The organism is Ensifer sp. 22460 (assembly GCF_052044935.1).
Classification (GTDB): Bacteria; Pseudomonadota; Alphaproteobacteria; order Rhizobiales; family Rhizobiaceae; genus Ensifer.
In genome coordinates this window covers 31888-51071 of the sequence record NZ_JBQENZ010000024.1, presented here as the reverse complement: position 1 = coordinate 51071, position 19184 = coordinate 31888, and the positions used below count along the sequence as shown (strand labels likewise).

At 63.5% G+C, this 19184-nt stretch carries 18 protein-coding genes; 8 read left to right on the top strand and 10 right to left on the bottom strand.

The window, feature by feature from the left end; translation table 11 throughout:
* Window positions 1-33 precede the first annotated feature (33 nt).
* On the bottom strand, window positions 34-1074 hold the full coding sequence (locus tag ACTJKM_RS25880) for a dipeptidase (RefSeq protein WP_440661249.1): 1041 nt from the start codon (window positions 1072-1074) through the stop codon (window positions 34-36).
* Window positions 1075-1318: 244 nt separating this feature from the next.
* Here ACTJKM_RS25880 and ACTJKM_RS25875 point away from each other — a divergent pair, with 244 nt between their 5' ends.
* Complete coding sequence (locus tag ACTJKM_RS25875; protein ID WP_440661247.1) at window positions 1319-2839, top strand: serine hydrolase domain-containing protein; 1521 nt, start codon at window positions 1319-1321, stop codon at window positions 2837-2839.
* An 88-nt stretch (window positions 2840-2927) separates the two neighbouring features.
* Complete coding sequence (locus tag ACTJKM_RS25870; RefSeq protein WP_057255479.1) at window positions 2928-3827, top strand: LysR family transcriptional regulator; 900 nt, start codon at window positions 2928-2930, stop codon at window positions 3825-3827.
* Window positions 3828-3850: 23 nt separating this feature from the next.
* Here the strand turns inward: ACTJKM_RS25870 and ACTJKM_RS25865 are convergent, their stop codons facing one another.
* From ACTJKM_RS25865 to ACTJKM_RS25855, 3 genes are all read right to left on the bottom strand, one after another.
* Complete coding sequence (locus ACTJKM_RS25865) at window positions 3851-4717, bottom strand: D-amino-acid transaminase (RefSeq protein ID WP_440661245.1); 867 nt, start codon at window positions 4715-4717, stop codon at window positions 3851-3853.
* A 73-nt stretch (window positions 4718-4790) separates the two neighbouring features.
* On the bottom strand, window positions 4791-5849 hold the full coding sequence (locus tag ACTJKM_RS25860) for a DmpA family aminopeptidase (RefSeq protein WP_058327317.1): 1059 nt from the start codon (window positions 5847-5849) through the stop codon (window positions 4791-4793).
* Window positions 5850-6053: 204 nt separating this feature from the next.
* Entirely contained in the window at window positions 6054-6992 is a 939-nt protein-coding gene (locus tag ACTJKM_RS25855) for an AraC family transcriptional regulator (protein ID WP_057255476.1), read from the bottom strand.
* Between the two features lie 108 nt (window positions 6993-7100).
* Here ACTJKM_RS25855 and ACTJKM_RS25850 point away from each other — a divergent pair, with 108 nt between their 5' ends.
* Window positions 7101-8303 (top strand): MFS transporter, encoded by a 1203-nt coding sequence (locus ACTJKM_RS25850; protein ID WP_058327318.1) that lies wholly within the window; start codon window positions 7101-7103, stop codon window positions 8301-8303.
* Between the two features lie 98 nt (window positions 8304-8401).
* Here the strand turns inward: ACTJKM_RS25850 and ACTJKM_RS25845 are convergent, their stop codons facing one another.
* The gene (locus ACTJKM_RS25845; protein ID WP_063893349.1) at window positions 8402-9505 is read right to left on the bottom strand and encodes a DUF930 domain-containing protein; all 1104 of its coding nucleotides are present in this window, start codon (window positions 9503-9505) and stop codon (window positions 8402-8404) included.
* A 322-nt stretch (window positions 9506-9827) separates the two neighbouring features.
* Between ACTJKM_RS25845 and ACTJKM_RS25840 the strand changes: the two genes are divergently transcribed.
* The 4 genes from ACTJKM_RS25840 (at window position 9828) to ACTJKM_RS25825 (ending at window position 14441) form a co-directional block, all read left to right on the top strand.
* A complete protein-coding gene (locus ACTJKM_RS25840; protein ID WP_058327320.1) occupies window positions 9828-10871 on the top strand; it encodes an amino acid ABC transporter substrate-binding protein in 1044 nt (347 codons plus the stop codon).
* 20 nt (window positions 10872-10891) lie between these two features.
* Window positions 10892-12082, top strand: a complete 1191-nt coding sequence (locus ACTJKM_RS25835; RefSeq protein ID WP_058327354.1) for an amino acid ABC transporter permease — start codon at window positions 10892-10894, stop codon at window positions 12080-12082.
* Entirely contained in the window at window positions 12079-13152 is a 1074-nt protein-coding gene (locus ACTJKM_RS25830; protein ID WP_440661244.1) for an amino acid ABC transporter permease, read from the top strand. Before ACTJKM_RS25835 ends, ACTJKM_RS25830 begins: the two co-directional genes overlap by 4 nt.
* Before the next feature lie 80 nt (window positions 13153-13232).
* Window positions 13233-14441 carry a TIGR03862 family flavoprotein gene (locus ACTJKM_RS25825; protein WP_058327322.1) on the top strand — a complete coding sequence of 403 codons (1209 nt, stop codon included), beginning with the start codon at window positions 13233-13235 and terminating at the stop codon, window positions 14439-14441.
* 71 nt (window positions 14442-14512) lie between these two features.
* Here ACTJKM_RS25825 and ACTJKM_RS25820 read toward each other — a convergent pair whose 3' ends face one another.
* From ACTJKM_RS25820 to ACTJKM_RS25800, 5 genes are all read right to left on the bottom strand, one after another.
* Window positions 14513-16327, bottom strand: a complete 1815-nt coding sequence (locus tag ACTJKM_RS25820; RefSeq protein ID WP_058327323.1) for an ABC transporter ATP-binding protein — start codon at window positions 16325-16327, stop codon at window positions 14513-14515.
* 462 nt (window positions 16328-16789) lie between these two features.
* Entirely contained in the window at window positions 16790-16924 is a 135-nt protein-coding gene (locus ACTJKM_RS25815; RefSeq protein ID WP_440638286.1) for an autotransporter outer membrane beta-barrel domain-containing protein, read from the bottom strand.
* Window positions 16925-16936: 12 nt separating this feature from the next.
* Entirely contained in the window at window positions 16937-17116 is a 180-nt protein-coding gene (locus ACTJKM_RS25810) for a hypothetical protein (RefSeq protein ID WP_176907510.1), read from the bottom strand.
* Window positions 17117-17396: 280 nt separating this feature from the next.
* Window positions 17397-18035: an NrsF family protein gene (locus tag ACTJKM_RS25805; RefSeq protein ID WP_058327325.1), complete on the bottom strand. Its 639-nt coding sequence runs from the start codon at window positions 18033-18035 to the stop codon at window positions 17397-17399.
* 1 nt (window position 18036) lies between these two features.
* Window positions 18037-18573 carry a sigma-70 family RNA polymerase sigma factor gene (locus tag ACTJKM_RS25800; RefSeq protein ID WP_058327326.1) on the bottom strand — a complete coding sequence of 179 codons (537 nt, stop codon included), beginning with the start codon at window positions 18571-18573 and terminating at the stop codon, window positions 18037-18039.
* A gap of 225 nt (window positions 18574-18798) precedes the next feature.
* Here ACTJKM_RS25800 and ACTJKM_RS25795 point away from each other — a divergent pair, with 225 nt between their 5' ends.
* Window positions 18799-19122: a BufA1 family periplasmic bufferin-type metallophore gene (locus ACTJKM_RS25795; RefSeq protein WP_058323170.1), complete on the top strand. Its 324-nt coding sequence runs from the start codon at window positions 18799-18801 to the stop codon at window positions 19120-19122.
* The last annotated feature ends 62 nt before the right edge of the window (window positions 19123-19184 follow it).

Sequence of the window (19184 nt, the reverse complement as noted above, 5' to 3'; positions counted from 1 at the left end):
GGCCGCTTGAGAACACGTGGCTCCGAATGGAACTCACGCGCCCCAGGTCGTCTCCAGCACGCGGAGCCAGTTGCCGTGGCAGATCTTGGCGAGCGCCGCCTCGTCATAGCCGCGTGTCCGCAGAAGGTCGACAAGCAGAGGCAGGTCGGCTGCGCTACGCATCGCAGCAGGGATGGCCGTACCGTCGAAGTCAGAGCCGAGTGCCACATGGTCAATACCGATACGCTCGACGATGTAGTCGATGTGGTCGACAAGGAGCGAGAGCGGCGTGTCCGTGTTCCTGGTCCCGTCGGCGCGCAGGAACAGCACGCCGAAATTGATACCCGCGAGCCCGCCGGTATCCTTGATCGCGTCGAGCTGACGGTCCGTCAGGTTGCGGCTGTGCGGGCAGAGCGCATGAACGTTGGAATGCGACGCCACCAGGGGCGCCTGCGACAGCGCGGCGATATCCCAGAAGCCCTGCTCGTTCATGTGCGAAAGATCGAGCATGATCTTCAGCTCGTTGCTGGCGCGCACCAGATCCTTGCCGGCCTCGCTGAGGCCCGGACCGAGATCGGGCGAAGAGGGAAAACGGAAAGGGACGCCATAGGCAAAGATGTTCGGCCGGCTCCAGACGGGGCCAAGCGTGCGCAGGCCGGCGGCATGGAGCACATAGAGCGCGTCGAGATCGGCGCCGACAGCCTCGATGCCTTCGATATGCAATACCGCAGCAAAGGCGCCCTTGGCCATGGCATCGCGGATATCGCCAGCACTGCGGCAAATCTTCAGCCGTCCCTCGGATTGCCGCTCGATCCGCATCAACAGGCTCGCCATACCGAGAGTAGCTTCGAGAGCGGTTTGCTGATCGGGCGTCGCAAAGTCGCCGCTGCCGTCCTTGGCCAGGCCCGGCGAAGCCACGTAGACGGCACAGAGACCGCCGGCAAGGCCACCCGTCTCCGCCTTGTCGAGATCGATGTGTCCGGTATCGGCGCCGTCGAGAAAGCGGCGTTCCGGCGCACCGCCCGGCGAACGCCAAAGCCGCGACAGCACGTCGTTATGTCCGTCAAAGACCGGGATTTTCGCTTGGGTCGCCAATTCTGGATCGCCTTCTCAACCTGTTGTCCTGTGCGCGACTCATAGATAGTCGCGGACGGACCATAGACATTGGGTGCGGGAACCGCACCATTTTTCCCTGCCGCCCTAACCCAATGCAGCCATGCCGGGCAAATGCAAACCGTGCATAGGCCCTGCCGGAATCGGAATTGGCAGCGCATGCGGCTGTCGTGCTTAGTCAGAAAACGCGCGCGGCAACATCCCGCGAACAGGACGGAGAATGGACATGACGAAGCCGGCATCGCTGGATTGGCAAGCCGCCGAAGCAACAGCGAGACGCCTGACCGCACAATGGGCGGCGGACGAGCCGGGCGGCGCCGTCATCGGTTTCGACGGATCCGGAATCTGCTTTTCGCATGCGGCCGGCGTCGAGAGCCTCGCCACGTTTGCGCCGTTCGCGGTCGACAGCGTCGTGCGTTATGCATCCCTCACCAAACACGTCTTTTCGGCAATGGTGCTCGCGCACAGCGATCTGATAGGCCTCGACGATCCGCTCGGCCAACACCTTCCGGAATTGCGTTCGCCGCTTGCCGAAGTGACGGTTGGACAGGCGCTCGACATGAGCGGCGGCCTGCCGGATACCCGCGAATGCCTGTCGTTGCTTGGCCTTTCCGTCTACACGGAAACCAAGGCCGGAGCGCTGCTCGGTTACATTTCGCGCCTTGAGCGGCTGAACTTCGCGGCAGGCACCGAGGTCTCCTATTCGAACACCGGCTACCGCCTCGTCGAAGCGGCGTTGGGGCGCAAGGGATTCGGTTTCGACGATTTCGTCCAGCGCGAGATCTCAACGCCGCTCGGCATCGCGCTGAAGGCGCCGGACGTCTGGAACGACCCGGTGGAGGACCTCGTTCCCGGCTATTGGCATTCGGGCAAAAGCTGGCAGCTTTCCGCCGCCGGTCTGCACATTTCCGCGTCGGGCAGCCTGACCGGCAGCGCCCGGGCGCTCGCCACCTGGCTACAGGCCCTGCTCGGCGACGAAGGTCGCTTCGCCGGTCTTCTGCAGAAATTGCAGGCGACCCGGTTTCTTGCCGACGGGCGACCGACGGGTTACGGCCTGGGCCTGCGCAAGTCCTGGCTCGGCCCGCGTGAATTCGTCGGCCACGGCGGCTCACACCCCGGCTACAAGACCTATTTCCTGCTCGATCCCGAAACGCGCGCCGGCTTCGTCATCGTTTCCAATCGCGAAGATACCAACGGTTACAAGATCGCGCTCGAAAGCATGGCAGCGCTCACCGGGCTCGCACTACCGGCTCCCGTGACCGATCTCGGCGACGGTCTCTATGTGACGGAAACCGGCCCCTGGTGGATCGAGATCAAGGGCAGCACCTGCACCTATCTCGATGCCGACGAGACGCTCTATGACGACGGCGAAGGCTGGGTCTCATCGCGCTCCGCCTCGTCGCCCCTAAGGCTTCACCGTGATGGTGCCACTCTAGTCAGCGAGGTCGGTCATGCTGCTAGACGTTTCCTCCCGGCAAAGACCGAAGAGCCCGTTCCCGCCTCGCTCTGCGGCGTCTGGCGCTCGAACGAAGACGCGGAATTCACGGTCGATAAAGGTACGGTGTTGATGGGCATCGGTCCGACGCGTCAGGCCCTTGCACTGACCGCACTCGGAAACGACCGCTTCCTGTTCACATTGAACGACGGTCCATGGGTGAAGCGCATCTGCCTGCATCTGCTTGGGCCTGACCGTCTCGAACTGGTGACAAGCCGCGCCCGGATGATCGAGTACCATCGGCGCGGCTGATTTTTCTTGATGGCGCTACCGCACCGCCTAAAAGGAGGCTTTCTCGCCGCAGATGACGGCGGGAGCCGAGCTTTACGGGAGCGCGTCAGTGGAAATCAAATGGCTTGAGGACTTTCTGGCGCTCGCCAACACGCTGAATTTTTCCAAGGCGGCGGACGAGCGCCACGTGACGCAGTCGGCCTTCAGCCGCCGCATAAGACAATTGGAAGCGTGGCTGGGGGCAACGCTGGTCGATCGGGCGACCTATCCTTCGCGTTTGACCGAGGCGGGTGCGAAATTCGTTCCCGTGGCACAGGCGACGCTGAAGCAACTCTACCAGACCCGCCGCGACCTGCGGTTAGAGGAAGGGTCCGACGCCCGAACGATTACGCTGACGGCGTTGCACACGCTCTCCTTCACCTTCTTTCCGCAGTGGATGACCCGCATCAATGCCAGGGTCGGACCGCTGTTTTCGCGGCTTCGTCCGGATTCCGGCAGCATGGAGGAAAACCTCAACTCGCTCGTCGACGGCGAATGCGACTTCCTGCTCACCTACGCCCACACCCAGGTTCCGCACCTGCTCGACCCACAGGCCTTCGAGCATCGTGTGCTGGGACACGAGCGCATCCTTCCCGTCTCGGCCGCAAACAAAACAGGTGCGCCAAAGCACCTGCTCGAAGGCGGGGCGAAACCCTTCCCGCATCTGAGCTACGAGAAGTCGTCCTTCTTCGGCCAACTCCTCGACGAGCTGATCAGTCCCAATTTGCCGCCGGCGCAAAGGGTGCACGAAGGCAGCATGTCCGTGGGATTGAAAGCCATGGCCGAAGCCGGCTGGGGCATCGCCTGGGTTCCCGAGAGCCTGATGACGGACGAATTGGCAAGCGGCTCCCTGGTCCGGGCAGCCGAGCCTCGCTGGGACGTCAGCGTCGAAATCCGCCTCTATCGCGCCAGGGAGAACCGCCGCCCGATCGTCGGGCGTGTCTGGCAGAGCCTTGAGGCCACCGCCTAGGCGATAGCCCAGAACCGCGCCACCTAGATCGCCGTCCGCCGTGCGTGTTCCACATAGAGTTCACGCAAGCGCTTGACGATCGGGCCCGGTGCGCCGGAGCCAACAGGCTTGCCGTCGATCCGGGTGATCGGTGCGACGAAATTCGAGGCGCTGGTCAGGCAGGCTTCGCGGGCGCTCAGCGCCTCGTCGAGCGTGAAGGGCCGTTCTTCTAGCGTCAGCCCCTGCTCGCGCGCCAGCGCCAGTGCGGCAAGCCGCGTGCAACCGGGCAAGGTCGCCTGGCTGTTGCCGCGGGTGACGATGCGATTGTCCTCGGTGATGATATAGGCGGTGGAGGAAGCGCCTTCGGTGACAAAGCCGTCTTCGATCATCCAGGCCTCGTCGCAGCCTTCGGCCTTGGCGATGCGCTTGGCGATCACCTGCGGCAGCAGGCACACGCTCTTGATGTCGCGGCGTGCCCAGCGCTGGTCGGGCACAGTCTTGATCGAAAGGCCTTTCTCCGTCGCAGCGACGCCCACCAGCGTCTTCTCCTGGGTGAAGAGCAGAAGCGTCGGCTTGATATCCTCCGAGAACAGGAAGTTCCGGTCTTCGGCGCCGCGGGTGAGCTGGAGATAGACGATGCCTTCGACAAGGTCGTTGTCTCGCACCAGCCGCTTTTCAATCGCGACGATCTCCTCGGTCGACACCGGCAGCAGCACGTCGATTTCACGCGCCGAACGTTCCAACCGGACCATATGCGGCGCGCTGTCGATCAGCTTGCCGTCAAGAACAGCGGTCACCTCATAGATGCCATCGCCGAAGAGGAAGCCGCGATCGAAGATCGAGAGGCGCGCCTCGTTCTCCGGCAGAAACTCGCCGTTGAGATAGACTGTGCGAATGGGCGGCTGGGACATGTGGGCTCCATAAATATTAGGTTTGGTGTGCAGCCCTGGATCGCCACACCACTCGCGATCCATGGCGCAATGATCACTGCTCTCTCAAGTCGCGAAGCCTCTCGAGCGAGATCGCTTCGACCGTGCTTGGCTTGCCGTTCGCGGCGTTGAAGCCGTGCGTCGTTCGCGCCATGGTCAGCGAATTGAGGATTGCCTCCTCGGTTGCCCCGATGGCCGCCTCGAAGAGCGGCGACATCAGGTCGTTCGGAAGGTCCGGGTAATCCGCAATCGCTGCCCGCCGTGCCTTCGTTCGACGAACGGATGGCGCCGTCGAGAAGGCAAGCGCATAGTCGCCGGAGCCGTTGCTGAGTGCTGCCCCAGTGCGGGCAAGGCCGCCAAAGCCGCGCTCGGCGAGACGCTTGAGATTGCGCGCGGAGAGCGGCGCGTCGGTGGCGATTACGATGACGATGGATCCATCCCGGTCGTGTGCCGCCGGCGCATCATAGGCACGACCGCAGACGGTGAGCCGCCCGCCATAGTTGGATTGAACGAGCACCCCGAGCGTGAAGATTTCCCCGGCCGCCTTGACGCGGCGCGAACTGGTCCCGATGCCACCCTTGAGGCCAAAGGCCACCGTGCCGGCACCGGCGCCGACAGCCCCCTCCTCCACGGCACCAGTCTTCGCGGCGGCGAGGGCTGCACCGATCTCGTCGATGGTCGGGCGGCCGGCGCGAATGTCGTTGAGACGGGAATCGTTGGTCTCGCCGACGACAGCGTTCAGCGACACGACCTTCTCGTTGCCGGGTTGCGCCAGGGTCCAGCGGTTGATTGCCTCGATGGCCCGGCCGGTCGCGAGCGTATTGGTGAGAACGACGGGCGTTTCCAGCTCACCTAGCTCCTCGACCTGGGTGGATCCTGCGAACTTGCCAAAGCCGTTGAGCACCGCAAGCGCTGCGGGCACCTTGTCCTGAAACAGGTTGCCGCCATGCGGCAGGATGGCGGTCGCGCCGGTGCGGATGCGATCCCCCTCGACGACGGTGGCATGACCGACCGCGACGCCCTCGACATCGGTAATGGCATTCAACGGGCCGGGTTCATAGACGCCCGGCCGGAAGCCGAGGTCCCGAAGTCGCAAGCATTTGATATCTACCATTTTTTCCGTCATTTCCTTGCCCGTCGACCCGATCGCGAAACAGACGTTTCGTCGCGGGGCACCCTACCTTTATCGTTGGCAAAACGGCATCTCAAAAATGGAATAGTTTCATGAGTAGCCTGCAACGCCGGCGGATACATCGACGGGATCATGGCGCAAGGGCCGATCGCGCCGTCAAGTTCTGAGACAATGCAGCCCGGCAGGTCAGGACGCCAGATGATCCGGAGGCGACGTCAGGCTCCGGGAATGACTTGGCGGCGCACCCATGATCTTGCGGAAGGCGCGGCTGAACGAGGCCTCGGAATCATAGCCGAGCCGGTTGGCGACATGAGCCACGCGCTTTCCTTCGCGCAGCCACTGATGCGCCTGGTGCATGCGCATGCGCGCCACATAACGGGCGGGCGTCTCGCCGACCGTATCGGCAAAGCGCTGGGCAAAACCCGAGCGCGATGCGCCCATGAGCTTTGCCAGTTCCGGCACCGACCAGTCCTTGGTCGGATCGAGATGGATGGCGGCAAGAACGCGACCGACCTCCGGATGGCGGACCGCGGCCAGCCAGCCGGTCGCGGTGCCGCAGCCATGTTCTACCCAAGCACGGATGATCGTTGCGGTCAGCACGTCGGCAAGCCGCGCCAGGATGCCGCCGGAACCTACGCGCTGCATCGCCGCCTCGCGCGTCATGGTGTCGAGCAGCGATGGGATCGACGGTTCGCTCGACGCGAGATCGCTCGTGCGCATGACGGACGGCATCAGCTGGAGGAGAGGATGCAGTCGGTCGACGTTGAACTGCATGACCGCGAAGAACAGAAGGTTCTGGCTGTCCGAATTGGGACATTGCACATCGACGATGCCGTCGCAAAGCTGCCGTTTCGGCAGATCGCGGATCGAGATCGCCGGCAGCCCCGGCTTGCTGGCAAGCACATGCGCGTCGCCCCGCGGCAGCAACACGGCATCGCCCGGCGTCAGCTCCATCCAGGCGCCGTCGGGCGTTTGCAGATGGGCGGAACCGGATGCGAGAAAATGAAAACGCGCAGGTTCCTGCGCGGGATAGGAGGTTGCCCATGGCGCACAGGGCTGGCAACGCCCATATTCCACTCCGTCGAGCCTCAGGCCGCGCAGAATCTCGGTTAGCGCATCGCTCATCTCTCATCCCATCTTTGGATAATCGGCACAGTGTTTTGGATTTTCTAGCATAGAAACTCCAACACGCCATGCATATTTTCATCGCCACATGCAATGGAGATGAAAGTCATGGATGGTAATGTCGCCAAGCCCACGGGACATGCGGATGAGCGAGAAAAGCCCTTGTGGGCGGCCGTCGTGTCCCTGTCGCTTGGGGTTTTTGGCTTGGTCACGGCGGAATTTCTGCCGGCAAGTCTTCTGACGCCGATGTCCGCCGATCTCGGCGTCACCGTCGGCGCGGCCGGTCAGTCAGTCACCACCACGGCCGTCGTCGCGGCCATCGCCGGTCCGGCGATCGTCGTCTACACCGGGCGCTTCGACCGGCGGAACGTCCTTCTGACCCTGACCGCCCTTCTGGTGATTTCGAGCCTGATCGCTGGTTTTGCCTCAAGTCTTCCGATGCTGCTTGTCGCGCGCTTGCTGCTCGGCATCGGGCTCGGCGGCTTCTGGGCGCTGTCGCTGGCGCTCGCCATGCGGCTCGTTCCCGCCCGGCTGATGCCGCGGGCGATGGCGATCATCATGTCGGGTGTGTCGATCGCGACGGTCTGCGCGGCCCCGGTCGGCGCCTGGATCGGCGCGACGCTCGGCTGGCGTTATGCCTTCCTGCTCGCTGCCGCCGTCGGCATCGTTACGTTCATCGTGCAGGCGCTGACGGTTCCCCGCCTTCCGCCTGTCGGGACGACCGGCCTCAACACGATCCTCAACGTACTGAAGCGTCCGGCGATCCGGCTCGGCCTTGCGACGATCCTCTTGGTCGTCACGGGTCACTTTGCCGGCTTCACCTATGTTCGCCCGTTCCTTGAGCAGGTGCCGCAGTTCGGTGTCGAGGCGATCACGGCGATCCTGCTCGCCTTCGGTATCGGCGGATTCTTCGGCAATATTGCCGGCGGGTTCCTGGCCGAGCGCAGCACGCGGCTGTCGATGATGTCGGCCGCAGCCGGCGTCGCTGTCACCACTCTGACGCTGGCGCTTGCCGGCGTACTGCCCGCCGTCGCCATTGTTGCCACGGCCGCCTGGGGCTTCGCGTTCGGCGCGCTGCCGGTCAGTGTGCAATCGTTCCTGAGCCGCGCCGCCGGCGACGAGGCCGAAGGTGCGGGAGCAGCAACGCTCACGACGTTCCAGATCGCCATTTCCACAGGCGCGATCCTCGGCGGCCTTCTCGTCGAACTTCAGGGACCCGCAGGCGTCTTCCTTTTCGCCGCGGTCGCAGCAATGCTCGGCACGTCGCTGGTCTCCGTCTATCGCGAACGGACGCTGCAGGCTGCGGAGTAGCCGACCAAGATCAGGGCGGGAGTGGCAACTCGCACCTGCGCCTGCCGGGCCTTAAGGGGTTCGGCAGGCAAGAAAACATCCGGATCCGCTCTGGAGTATCAGTTCCCGGGAAGACGACGCTCCCTCCAGCTTGTCTTCGGCACCGCGTCGCCAATGGCGATGCTGAAGGAGGTCACTTCCGTCGCCTCTTCATTGACGACGCATTTGAAATCGACGTCGTACCAATTCGCTTTGCTCTGATAGGCTCCGCCGCTCGCGTCCATCCGGTTCTTCGAGATGAAGCCGCCTTTCGGTCCGAAGGGCACCAGCCCTTCCGGCGGGGTATCCGGTCGTTGGCTGCGGATCTGCTCCAGCGCCTCGAGATTGCACAGTTGCAGGATGCGCCTCTTGACCGGCAGGTTGATCAGCGCCTGTTTCACCCGCGGGTCAGCAATCGACTTTGCCGAGTACAGTTCTTTTGCTTCGGTCATCTTGCTCGGAACCGGCTTGAGTTCGACCTTTGCCGCAGCATCGGCCGGCTTTGCCTTTGCGGTCTCCTGTTCCGACTTGACCTCCTGCGGCTTGGCCTGAGGCGTTTCTTTTGGCTCAGGCTTCGCCTCGGCCACCGTCGAGGCGGCTTTTTCATCCGCCTTCTGTGTGGCGTTCTCGGATGACTTTGCGGGCACAGCCAGAGCCGACAGGGGTTTCGGCTCTTTCACCGGTTCCTTCTTCTCCGCCGGGGGCACCTTTGGCGGCTCGTCCGCTGGCTTTGCCTTGTCGTCCACAGCCTTTGCCGGCTCGGACGTTTCGGTCTTTTTTACCGTGTCCCGTGCAGCCGGCGGCAGCTCGGCCTCCTTGTTGTCCTGCTTGGTTTTGGCCATGGCGGAGGCGAAGGACTGCGGCAACTGCTGCGCCGGCCTGGGTTCCGGCTTCGACTTCGGCTCTGGCTTCGGTTGGGGCTTGGGCTTGGCTTGCGGCTTCGGTTGCTCGGCCTTCTTCTCTTCGCCCTTTTTCGTCCCTGCCTTCTTCTGTTCGGCCTTTTTCTCCTCCTTCGCCTCAGGGGGAGGAACGAGCTCAACGTTGACGGTCTGCTCTTTCGGAGGTTTCGGCAGTTCGAGCGGCAGATCGAACAACAGCAGAAAAACGACGATGAGATGCAGGGCGACCGATGTCGGCGCGCCCCATCCTACCCGTTTCCACCATTTTTCCGCAAAGAGCCGCATCGCCAACGAGATAAACCAATCGATCGGCGGAACCTAGGAACTTCCGCTGATCTCAACAAGAGGTACAGCCCTGGAGTGCACCGGGAGGCCCGGTCGCGCAGCTTCAGGCGAGCGGACCGCGCCGCCACGCGCGCAAGCCAACCACCCGCTTGTCAAAAACGTTCCCGGCGAAAACGAGGCGGCGAAATTTGTTTCGGGCCGCGCGTCAATTTCGCACAAAAATACCTATTATATAATTTCTATAGATTTAATTATTTCAGCATGCATCGGGCGCTTCTGCCGTGGATGCGCAGTGACATTCCTTTATGGCTTGGGGGCCTTCATGCAGCGACATTTCACTCACCGAAAACTTTTCACAAAAGCCTTTGCCGCGACGGCAGCGCTGGCGGCCGGCCTCATCGCCACGTCAGCGCTTGCCGGCGAAACGCTCGACCAGATCAAGGCGCGCGGCGTGATCAAGGTCGGCGTCGGTACCACGCCGGGTTTCTTCTCGCCCGATAGCAGCGGCCGCTGGCAGGGCTTCTTCGTCGATTTCGGCCGCGCCATCGCGATCACCGTCTTCAACGACGCCGAAAAGGTCGAGTTCACCAACTCCTCGCCGCAGCAGCGCCTGCCGGCGCTGCAGTCCGGAGAGTTCGACATCCTGCTTTCGGGCGTGACCCAGACCGTCAGCCGCGCCTTCAAGCTTGGCTTCCATTTCGGTCCCGTCGTTTTCTACGATGGCCAGGGCCTGCTGGTTCGCAAGGATCTTGGCGTCAGCAAGGGCGAGGAACTCGACGGCGCGACCATCGGCGTCCAGAGCGGCACGACCGGCGAGCTCAACATCGCCGACTTCTTCCGCAAGACGGGCAAGGCCTTCACGCCGGTCACGATCGAAGAAACCGGCGAGTTCCTGAAGGCGCTCGACAGCGGCCGTGTCGATGCGCTCACCCAGGACGCGACCGACCTTGCCGCTAAGCGCACGCAGCTTTCGAAGCCCGACGATTACGTGCTTCTGCCGGAGCGTCTGTCGAAGGAACCGCTGGCGCCGGCAATTCGCGCCGGTGACGACCAGTGGCTCGAAATCGTCAACTGGACCGTCTATGCGACGATCCAGGCCGAGGAATTCGGCATCACCAAGGACAACGTCGACACGTTCCTGAAGAGCGAAGACCCCGCGATCAAGCGCTTCCTCGGCGTCGATCCCTCGCTTGGGGAAGCGATCGGCCTTGATCCGAAGTTCGCCTACAACATCATCAAGACCGTCGGCAATTACGGCGAAATCTTCGAGCGCAACGTCGGCAAGGGCACGGCCCTTAACTTCGAACGCGGCTACAACCAGCCTTGGACCGCGGGCGGCCTCCTCTACTCGCCGCCGTTCCGCTGAGCCGCTTCATGGTTTTTCCCATGACACGCCATAGCCGACCGGGCCCTTCGGGGCCCGGACCTGTCTCGCGGCTGCGCACCTGGATCGGGCCGCTGCCACTGCTGCAAGGCCTGCTTTTCGTCGTCGTGCTCCTGCTCTTCGCATTCCTGGGCCAGAACACCGCCGACAGCATGCACCGCATGGGGCTGACGCCGGGCTTCGCCTTTCTCTCTCACCAGGCGAACTTCGAGATCGGCGAGAGTCTGCTCTCCTATTCCGCCGGCGACAGCTATGCCCGCGCGCTTGGCGCCGGCATTGCCAACACGATCAAGGTCGCGGTCGTCGGCTGCCTGCTTGCAACCGTGCTCGGCGTTGCGCTCGGCATCGCGCGACTCTCGGGCAACCTGCTGCTGGCCAGCTTCGTTCACTCCTATGTCGAGCTTTTGCGCAACACGCCGTTGTTGCTACAACTCTTCCTGTGGAGCGCCATCATCCACGCGCTGCCGCCGCCGCGCGGCGCCTATTCTTTCCTCGGCAGCATCTATCTCAGCAATCGTGGCGTCTATCTTCCCTCGCTCTCGGTCGAAGGCTTGCCAGCGGTGGTCTGGCTTTCGGTGGTGGTGCTGGCTGTCCTCGCCGCGCTCGTCCTGTGCCGTCGCCTGTTTGCAGGCTCAGCCTTCTATCTGCCGAAGTCGGCCGGTGCTGCGCTCGGGGCGCTTGCCCTCTGCTACCTCACCCTCACCTCCCTAGGTTTCGCGGCCTCTGTCGAAATCCCCGCCAAGGGCGGCTTCAACATTCGCGGCGGCCTGTCGCTGACACCCGAGTTCGCAGCCCTGCTGATCGGCCTCGTCGTCAATGCCTCGGCCTCGATCTCCGAGATCGTGCGCAGCGGCATCCAGTCGGTAAAATCGGGTCAATGGGAGGCGGCCCGAGCGCTCGGGCTGAAACCCGCTCAGATCCTGCGCCTCGTCGTGCTGCCGCAGGCGCTTCGGGTGATTACGCCGCTAATGATTTCCAGCTTCCTGGATCTGACCAAGAATTCAAGCCTCGCGGTCGCGATCGGCTACCCGGACCTCGTCAGCGTCGCCAACACGACGGCGAATACGACAGGACAGGCGCTGGAGGCGATCATTATCATCGCCGCCGTCTACCTGACCATCAGCCTTGCGGTTTCGGCCGTCATGAACCTCTACAACCGCCGCGTGGTTCTGCGCGAGGAAGGAAAGCGATGAGCCAGATCGAACTTGCGCCGCCCGTCGCGCCCGACTGGCACCGTTGGCGCGACGGCCTCTTCAGCGGCTGGGCCAATGGCCTCGTCACGCTTGCCACGCTCGCGGCGATGCTCTGGCTCGCACTTCCCTTTTTCCGCTGGGCCGTCGTCGATGCCGTGTGGTCCGGCACGTCGGCCGATTGCGCAACAGAGACGGCCGGCGCCTGCTGGGCCTTCGTCGGTGCCAAGTTTCGATTCATGCTCTTCGCCTTCTTTCCGCCCCCGCTGCAATGGCGACCGGCGTTGGTGCTCACTCTCATCACGGCGCTGCTCACGGTCTCTGCCCTTCCCCGCTTCTGGAGCTTCCGCCTGGTACCGGTCTGGCTGCTGGCCCTTGTCGTGATCTGGCTGCTGATGGCGGGCACAGCCGGCATGGAACCGGTGTCGACCAATCATTGGGGCGGATTGCCGATCACGCTCACCGTCTCGATCGCCGGCCTCGCCTTCGCCTTCCCGATCGCGCTGCTGCTGGCGCTTGCCCGCCAATCGGACATGGGCATCGTGCGGTGCCTGGCAATTGCCTTCATCGAGGTGCTACGCGGCGTGCCGATGATCGCCGTTCTCTATGTGGCCATGCTGATCGTGCCGATGGCGCTGCCAAGCGGTGCTGCCATCGACAAGCTGCTGCGCGCCCAGATCGGCGTTACCCTGTTCTTCTCGGCTTATGTCGCCGAAGTCATCCGCGCCGGCCTGCAGGTGATCCCCTCCGGGCAGAAGGAGGCGGCCTTATCCCTTGGCCTCAGCCGGATCCAGATGCTGCGGCTGGTCGTGCTGCCGCAGGCGCTCACTGCCGTCATCCCGGCAATCGTCAACCTCTCGATCGGCATCGTGCTCAACACCTCGCTGCTCGCCGTCATCGGCATCTACGATCTGCTGAACGCGGCCAAGACTTCGGCGACCGACCCGACCTGGCTCGGCTTCTACAGCGAGGCCTATATCTTTGCGGCGCTGGTCTATTTCGCAATCTGCTTCACCGGTTCGCGCTACAGCCTCTGGCTCGAGCGGAAGCTCAACGGTTCCAATCGCCGCTGAGCGCACGTCGCGCGGGGTTGCGCGCCGCGCGCCGCCGGGCCAAGAGTGCGGCGACAAGGAATCTGTGACCGGGCAAGCGCATGGGACAAAAGAACATCGCCATTGTGGGCGGCGGGCCAAGCGGGCTGATGGCGGCGGAGGTGTTGGCGGAGCGCGGCCACGCGATCACCGTCTACGACAGCATGCCGACCGTCGCGCGCAAGTTCCTGCTCGCCGGCAAGTCGGGCCTGAACATTACCCATGCCGAACCCTACGCCGTCTTTGCCGAACGTTTCGGTGACGCGTCGCCGCGGCTGCGCGCGGCGCTTGATGCCTTCACGCCCGATGATATCAGGCGATGGGCGGCGGTGCTGGGAACCGCGACCTTCGTCGGCTCGTCGGGACGTGTCTTTCCCGAGGTCATGAAGGCGTCGCCGTTGCTGCGCGCCTGGTTGAAATCGCTGGAAGGTCGTGGGGTCCGGACCCTGACCCGACATCGTTGGACAGGCTTTGAGGGCAACGAACTCGCCTTCGACACACCTGATGGCAAAAAGCTTGTGAGTGCCGATGCGACATTGCTCGCACTCGGCGGCGCGAGCTATCCCCGCCTCGGATCTGATGCCGCCTGGGTTCCCTGGTTGGACGTGCGGGACGTGGCCGTCGCCAGTTTCCAACCCGCCAATAGCGGCTTCGACGTCGACTGGAGCGAAACCTTCCGCGACCGCTTCTCGGGTGCCGCCCTCAAGGGTATCACCGCCACATCCGCGGCCGGGACGGTTCCTGGTGAATTCGTCGTTTCGAGGAACGGCATCGAAGGCAGCCTTGTCTACGCCCATGCGGCCGCCCTCAGAGATCGGCTGGCGCGCGGCGAAGAGGCCGACCTGGTGGTCGATCTCACGCCGGGAAGAAGCGTTGCGAGACTGGAAAAGGACCTTGGCCGCCTCGACAGCAAGACCAGCTTCTCAAACCGCCTGCGCAAGGGAGCCGGGCTCGAAGGCGTGAAGGCCTCCCTGTTGCGCGAACTGGCGCCCGGAGCCGCCCGGATGGGTCCACCTGATCTCGCTGCCTTGATCAGGGCGCTGCCGATACCGCTGTTGCGCCCGCGGCCGATCGCCGAAGCTATCTCTTCGGCAGGCGGAGTTCAGTGGGATTCGATCGACGAAAGCTACATGCTGAAGGCACTGCCCGGCACCTTCGTTGCGGGAGAGATGATCGACTGGGAAGCGCCGACCGGGGGCTATTTGCTGACCGCCTGCTTCGCCACCGGCCGTGCCGCCGCCCGCGGCATCGACCGCTGGCTCAGCCGATAGATCGATAGATTTTCGCCGCACCCGGCAAAGGCGCGGCGAAAGGACTTGAAGGTGCCTCCAAAAGAGGCGGCTTACTGGTCGTTCAACACCAGACCCTTGGTCAGTTCCAGCGCCTGGCGCTCGAAGAGACCGCGGTAGATGCCGCCGTCGAGACGGATCAGCGCGTCATGCGTGCCCTCTTCGGCGATCCGACCATGATCGAACACCAGCAGCCGGTCGAGCGCCCGCACCGTCGACAGGCGGTGCGCGATCACCAAAGTCGTGCGCCCGAGCATCAGCCGCTCCATCGCCTGCTGGATCAAGACCTCCGATTCCGAATCAAGGCTCGAGGTCGCCTCGTCCAGGATCAGGATCGGTGCATCCGCCAGGAACGCACGGGCGATGGCGATGCGCTGCCGCTCGCCCCCCGAGAGCTTTACCCCGCGTTCGCCCACCAACGTGCCGTAGCCCTTCGGCAGGGACGTGATGAAGTCGTGGGCGCTCGCGAGCTTCGCCGCCTTCTCGATCTCGCTCTGCGTGGCGTCCGGTCGCGCATAGGCGATATTCTCCGCCAGAGAGCGATGGAACAGGATTGGCTCCTGCTGGACGATCGCGATCTGCTGACGCAGCGACGTCTGCGCCACCGAAGCGATGTCCTGACCGTCGATCCGGATCTGCCCGGATTTCAGGTCGTGCAGACGCTGGATCAGCTTGACGAAGGTCGTCTTGCCCGAGCCCGAATGCCCGACGAGACCGACACGTTCGCCCTCCCGGATCGTCACCGAGAACCGGTCGTAGAGCGGCTTGCGGTGCGCACCGTAGTGGAACGTCACATCCTTGAACTCGATGCGGCCATCGGTGATCCGGATCGGCTTGGCGTCCGCCTTGTCCTCGATACCGAGCGGCTGGCCATGGATGTCGACGAGCTCCTCCATGTCGTTGATCGAGCGCTGCAAGTTGCGGATGTGCTGCCCGACTTCACGCAGGTAGCCCTGCAGGATGAAGAACGAGGTGAGCACGAAGGTGATGTCACCGGCCGTTGCCTGCCCGCGCGACCACAACAGGAGCGCAAAGCCGATCACCGCCGCGCGCAAGACGAGCAGCATGGCTCCCTGTGTCGTGCCGTTGGTCGTGCCGCGTATCCAGGTTCTGCGCGTGCGGTCCCGCCACTTGGCAAGAACCTTGGCGAGGCGGGCATCCTCCCGGCCTTCGGCACCGAAACCCTTGACGACGATGTTGCAGCTGACTGCATCCGCGAGCGCACCGCCGAGCTTCGTGTCCCATCGGTTGGCAAGGCTTGCCATCGGCGCGACATAGCCGAGCGACAGGAGGATCGTCACGACGATGAAGACGATCGAACCGATACCGATGATGACACCCATCATCGGCCAGTAGAACGACATCAGCACCGTCGAGCCGACGAGCATTACGACGGACGGGAACAGGGCCACAAGCAAGGTGTCGTTCAACAGATCGAGCGCCCACATGCCGCGCGTCACCTTGCGCACCGTCGAACCGGCAAAGCTGTTGGCGTGCCAGTCGGTCGAGAAGCGCTGGATGCGGTAGAAGGCGGCAGACGCGATGTCGGCCATCATCTTGAGCGTCAGATCGGTGACGCCCAGGAAGGTGAAGTGCCTGAGTATGATCGCGCCGAGCGAGAGCGCCATCAGCATCCAGAAGGCAGCAAGTGCCGCATTCCAGGCAAGCTGATCGGCTGCCGCACCGGAGACGACGGCGTCGACAAGCCGGCCGGAATAGAGCGGCGTCAGGACGTCGGCGAGCGTTGACAGCAGAACCATGCCAAGGATGACACTGATCCGCAGCGGCTGCCGCTTCCAATGGACCCAAGTGAAACCAAGAACGCTGCGGAACGCACCGCCGCGCAGATCGAAACGAGTAAAAGCCATAACGATTGCCCGATGCCCATGCATCGGCCTCAAAACTGATTCAAAACGGAGTATGCCGAAAAAAGGAACCCAGCTTCCGATGCGGCATCATTGGTTTGGCAGCGTCCTCCGGGGAGGAAGGGCCAAGGTCAGCGAGACGAACTCCGACCTGGAAAAGACGGAAAGGCGAAAGTGCCCTTCTGCGTCCAGCTCAGAACTGTACGCCGCCCCGTAGGGAGAAAGAAAAAGCTGGCATCTTTTAAAACCTCCCTGATTGGTTGCCGGATGACGACCTATAGGCGAATCGGGCGCAACCGCCAAGTGCAGAAATCTTGCCATGGCGCCAATCGTCGCGGCTGCGGCCGGTTTGCAACAGTCGCTGGACGCAGATCGCGAACGTCGAGAACGCCGCGCATTACCGCGCGGCGTTCCAATCCTCGAGCAAGGTCAGCCCTTGCAATGCTCTGCTGCTCGGCGTGAGCCTTAGAAGCTCACCTTGAGCTTGGCGTTGACGCCGTGGTCGGAGACGCCCGACGCAATCTGCCCGGTGTAGTTGATGCCAAAGGTCGCGTCCGGCGCGATGTTGAAGTCGATGCCCGCTTCGACCAGCGCCGACATCGGCGACGACGATCACGCCGAAGTCGCCGCCGTCTCGGCCGCCATGCGCCAGGCCGAGCGCGTCATTCTCGCAGTCGACAGCAGCAATTTGGCCGGCGGGCGCTCGTCCGGCTTGCGTCGCTTGCCGACATCGATGCGCTGGTCACCGACAGGCTGCCGGACGAGCACCTCGTTGCGCTCCTGCACGAACATGGCGTCAGCATCCATTGCTAGTGGAAGTACCGGAAACGAAGGTGCCACCGCGTTTTTGGACCAAAGGCTTGAAAACCGTAGCCGGGCACCACACATAGGCATCATCGAATTGCCCGTGGAGCCCGCCGGAATTCATCCGAAGGCTCCGGGCGAAGTTCGCGCGGAAACCCTGACCACGGATGTACTGGCAGTGTGACGCAGCGAACGGGAAAAGGTCGGCCTTGCCGGCCTTTTTTGTTTTCACCACCGCTTCAATCCGATCGGAGGCTGGCCGGCGCTGCTACCAGCGGACGGCCAAACGCGCGCCAATGGCTCCAAGCAGCGTCAGGCCAAAGACCGCGATCGTGTACCAGGTCGCGACGAAGAGCGGCGAGTCGTCGGGGCAGTGGGCGGCATAGAAGGTCGCAGCGATGCCACCTGCGGCAAGCCCCGCCAGCGCACCGGAAAGCGCCGGCCGCGATGGCGCGCCGTGGCGCAGCGCCAGCAGGAAGAGCGCAAGCGGCGCCAAGCCGATCAGAGGAATGAAGGTCAGGCAAAGCACGCTGTTGGTGCCGATCAGTTTTGCAGCCCAGGTATCAGACGGCAGGGCGATCAGCTCCAGCGCGACACCAACGAGCACCAGCAACGGCGCGACGCAGAGATAGGGCAGCAGCTTGCGCAACTCGGCTTCGGGCCAGGCCGCAACGCGCATGGCTGCGAAGGCTGCCGCCGCGAGGGCACCGGTGACCACGAACTTGAACAGGAAGCGCAGCGTCTCAACAGCGGCGGCGATATCCGGCCTCGGCCCAAGCATCATGAAGAAGACGAGCCCGGCGAGCATGAGCGCCCCGCTTGCGGCGCCCAGCCACACAGTATTCATAGACAATCCGGGCCGCCGGATATCCGCTGCAAGAGCTTTGATGAGATCGTTCGTGTCCATGTCAGTTTCGTCCAAATCGGCGGGCGATTGCAGCCAGGCCGCGGTGAAGCGCCACGCGAACCGCCGTTTCGTTCATATCCAGTCTCTGCGCCGTTTCGGCGATCGTGCAGCCTTCGATCGAGATCGCGTTGACGACTGCCCGTTGCCCGGGCGCGAGGCCCTCCAGCGCCCGGCCGATCTCCCAATCGCGGGCCTTTTCGGATTCGGCGCTCGCAAGAGTTTCTTCATATTCGTCGATGCCCACCGTCGGGCGGCGGGCCTGCCGCCGGACGGCATCGACGAATTTGTGCCTGGCGATCGCATGGAGCCAAGGGATAACAGGCGCATCGCCTCGCCAGGTATGACGCTTGACGTGCACCGCCAGCAACGCCTCCTGGACGATATCCTCCGCATCGACGCCGCCGCCCGCGGTCCACCGCCTCGCCCAACCGCGGATTACGAGCGCAGCATCACGCAGGAAGTCGCCATAGGCTTTCTCGTCACCGGCCAAGGCCTGGCGAAGCAAACTTGCGAGATGTTCGTCCTCCGCGCCGCTCACTCGCGCCTTTCCTCCCCATTCGCTGATTCCAGGCGTTTGTTACACACTCATCCCAAATTCGCATGGGCAGCGCTGTCAAGCCGGCTGACATCATCGTGACCGCTCGCGAACGCATCACGAAAGCGTGTTGCCAACGTTATGTAACGCCCCCTGTCTCCGCGACGAAAGACCTGATGTGCGCCTGAGACAGGACGCACGGGATGAGTTCAACACGGAGATAGAATGATGTCCATGAAGTCCACAATCAGCAGCGCAATGCTCGCAAGCGCGGTTGCGGCCGCCCTGTCGACGCTCGCGACCGCAGCGCCGCTCACCGAAGCACAGGTCAAAAGCGCGATGGATGCGGGCAAGGAAAAGTGCTTCGGCGTCGCCCTCAAGGGTCACAACGATTGCGCCGCCGGACCGGGCACGACCTGCCAGGCCACGTCCACGGTCGACTATCAGGGCAACGCCTGGAAGTTTGTCGATGGCGGCACCTGCACGACCATGGAACTGCCCGACGGTCGCAAGGGCTCGCCGCAGCCGCTGGCCCGCGACATGCCTTCCTGATCCACCACAGAGCGGAACGGGATGCGGGGCAATCGCGTCCCGTTCCGCACAGGCTTTCACCA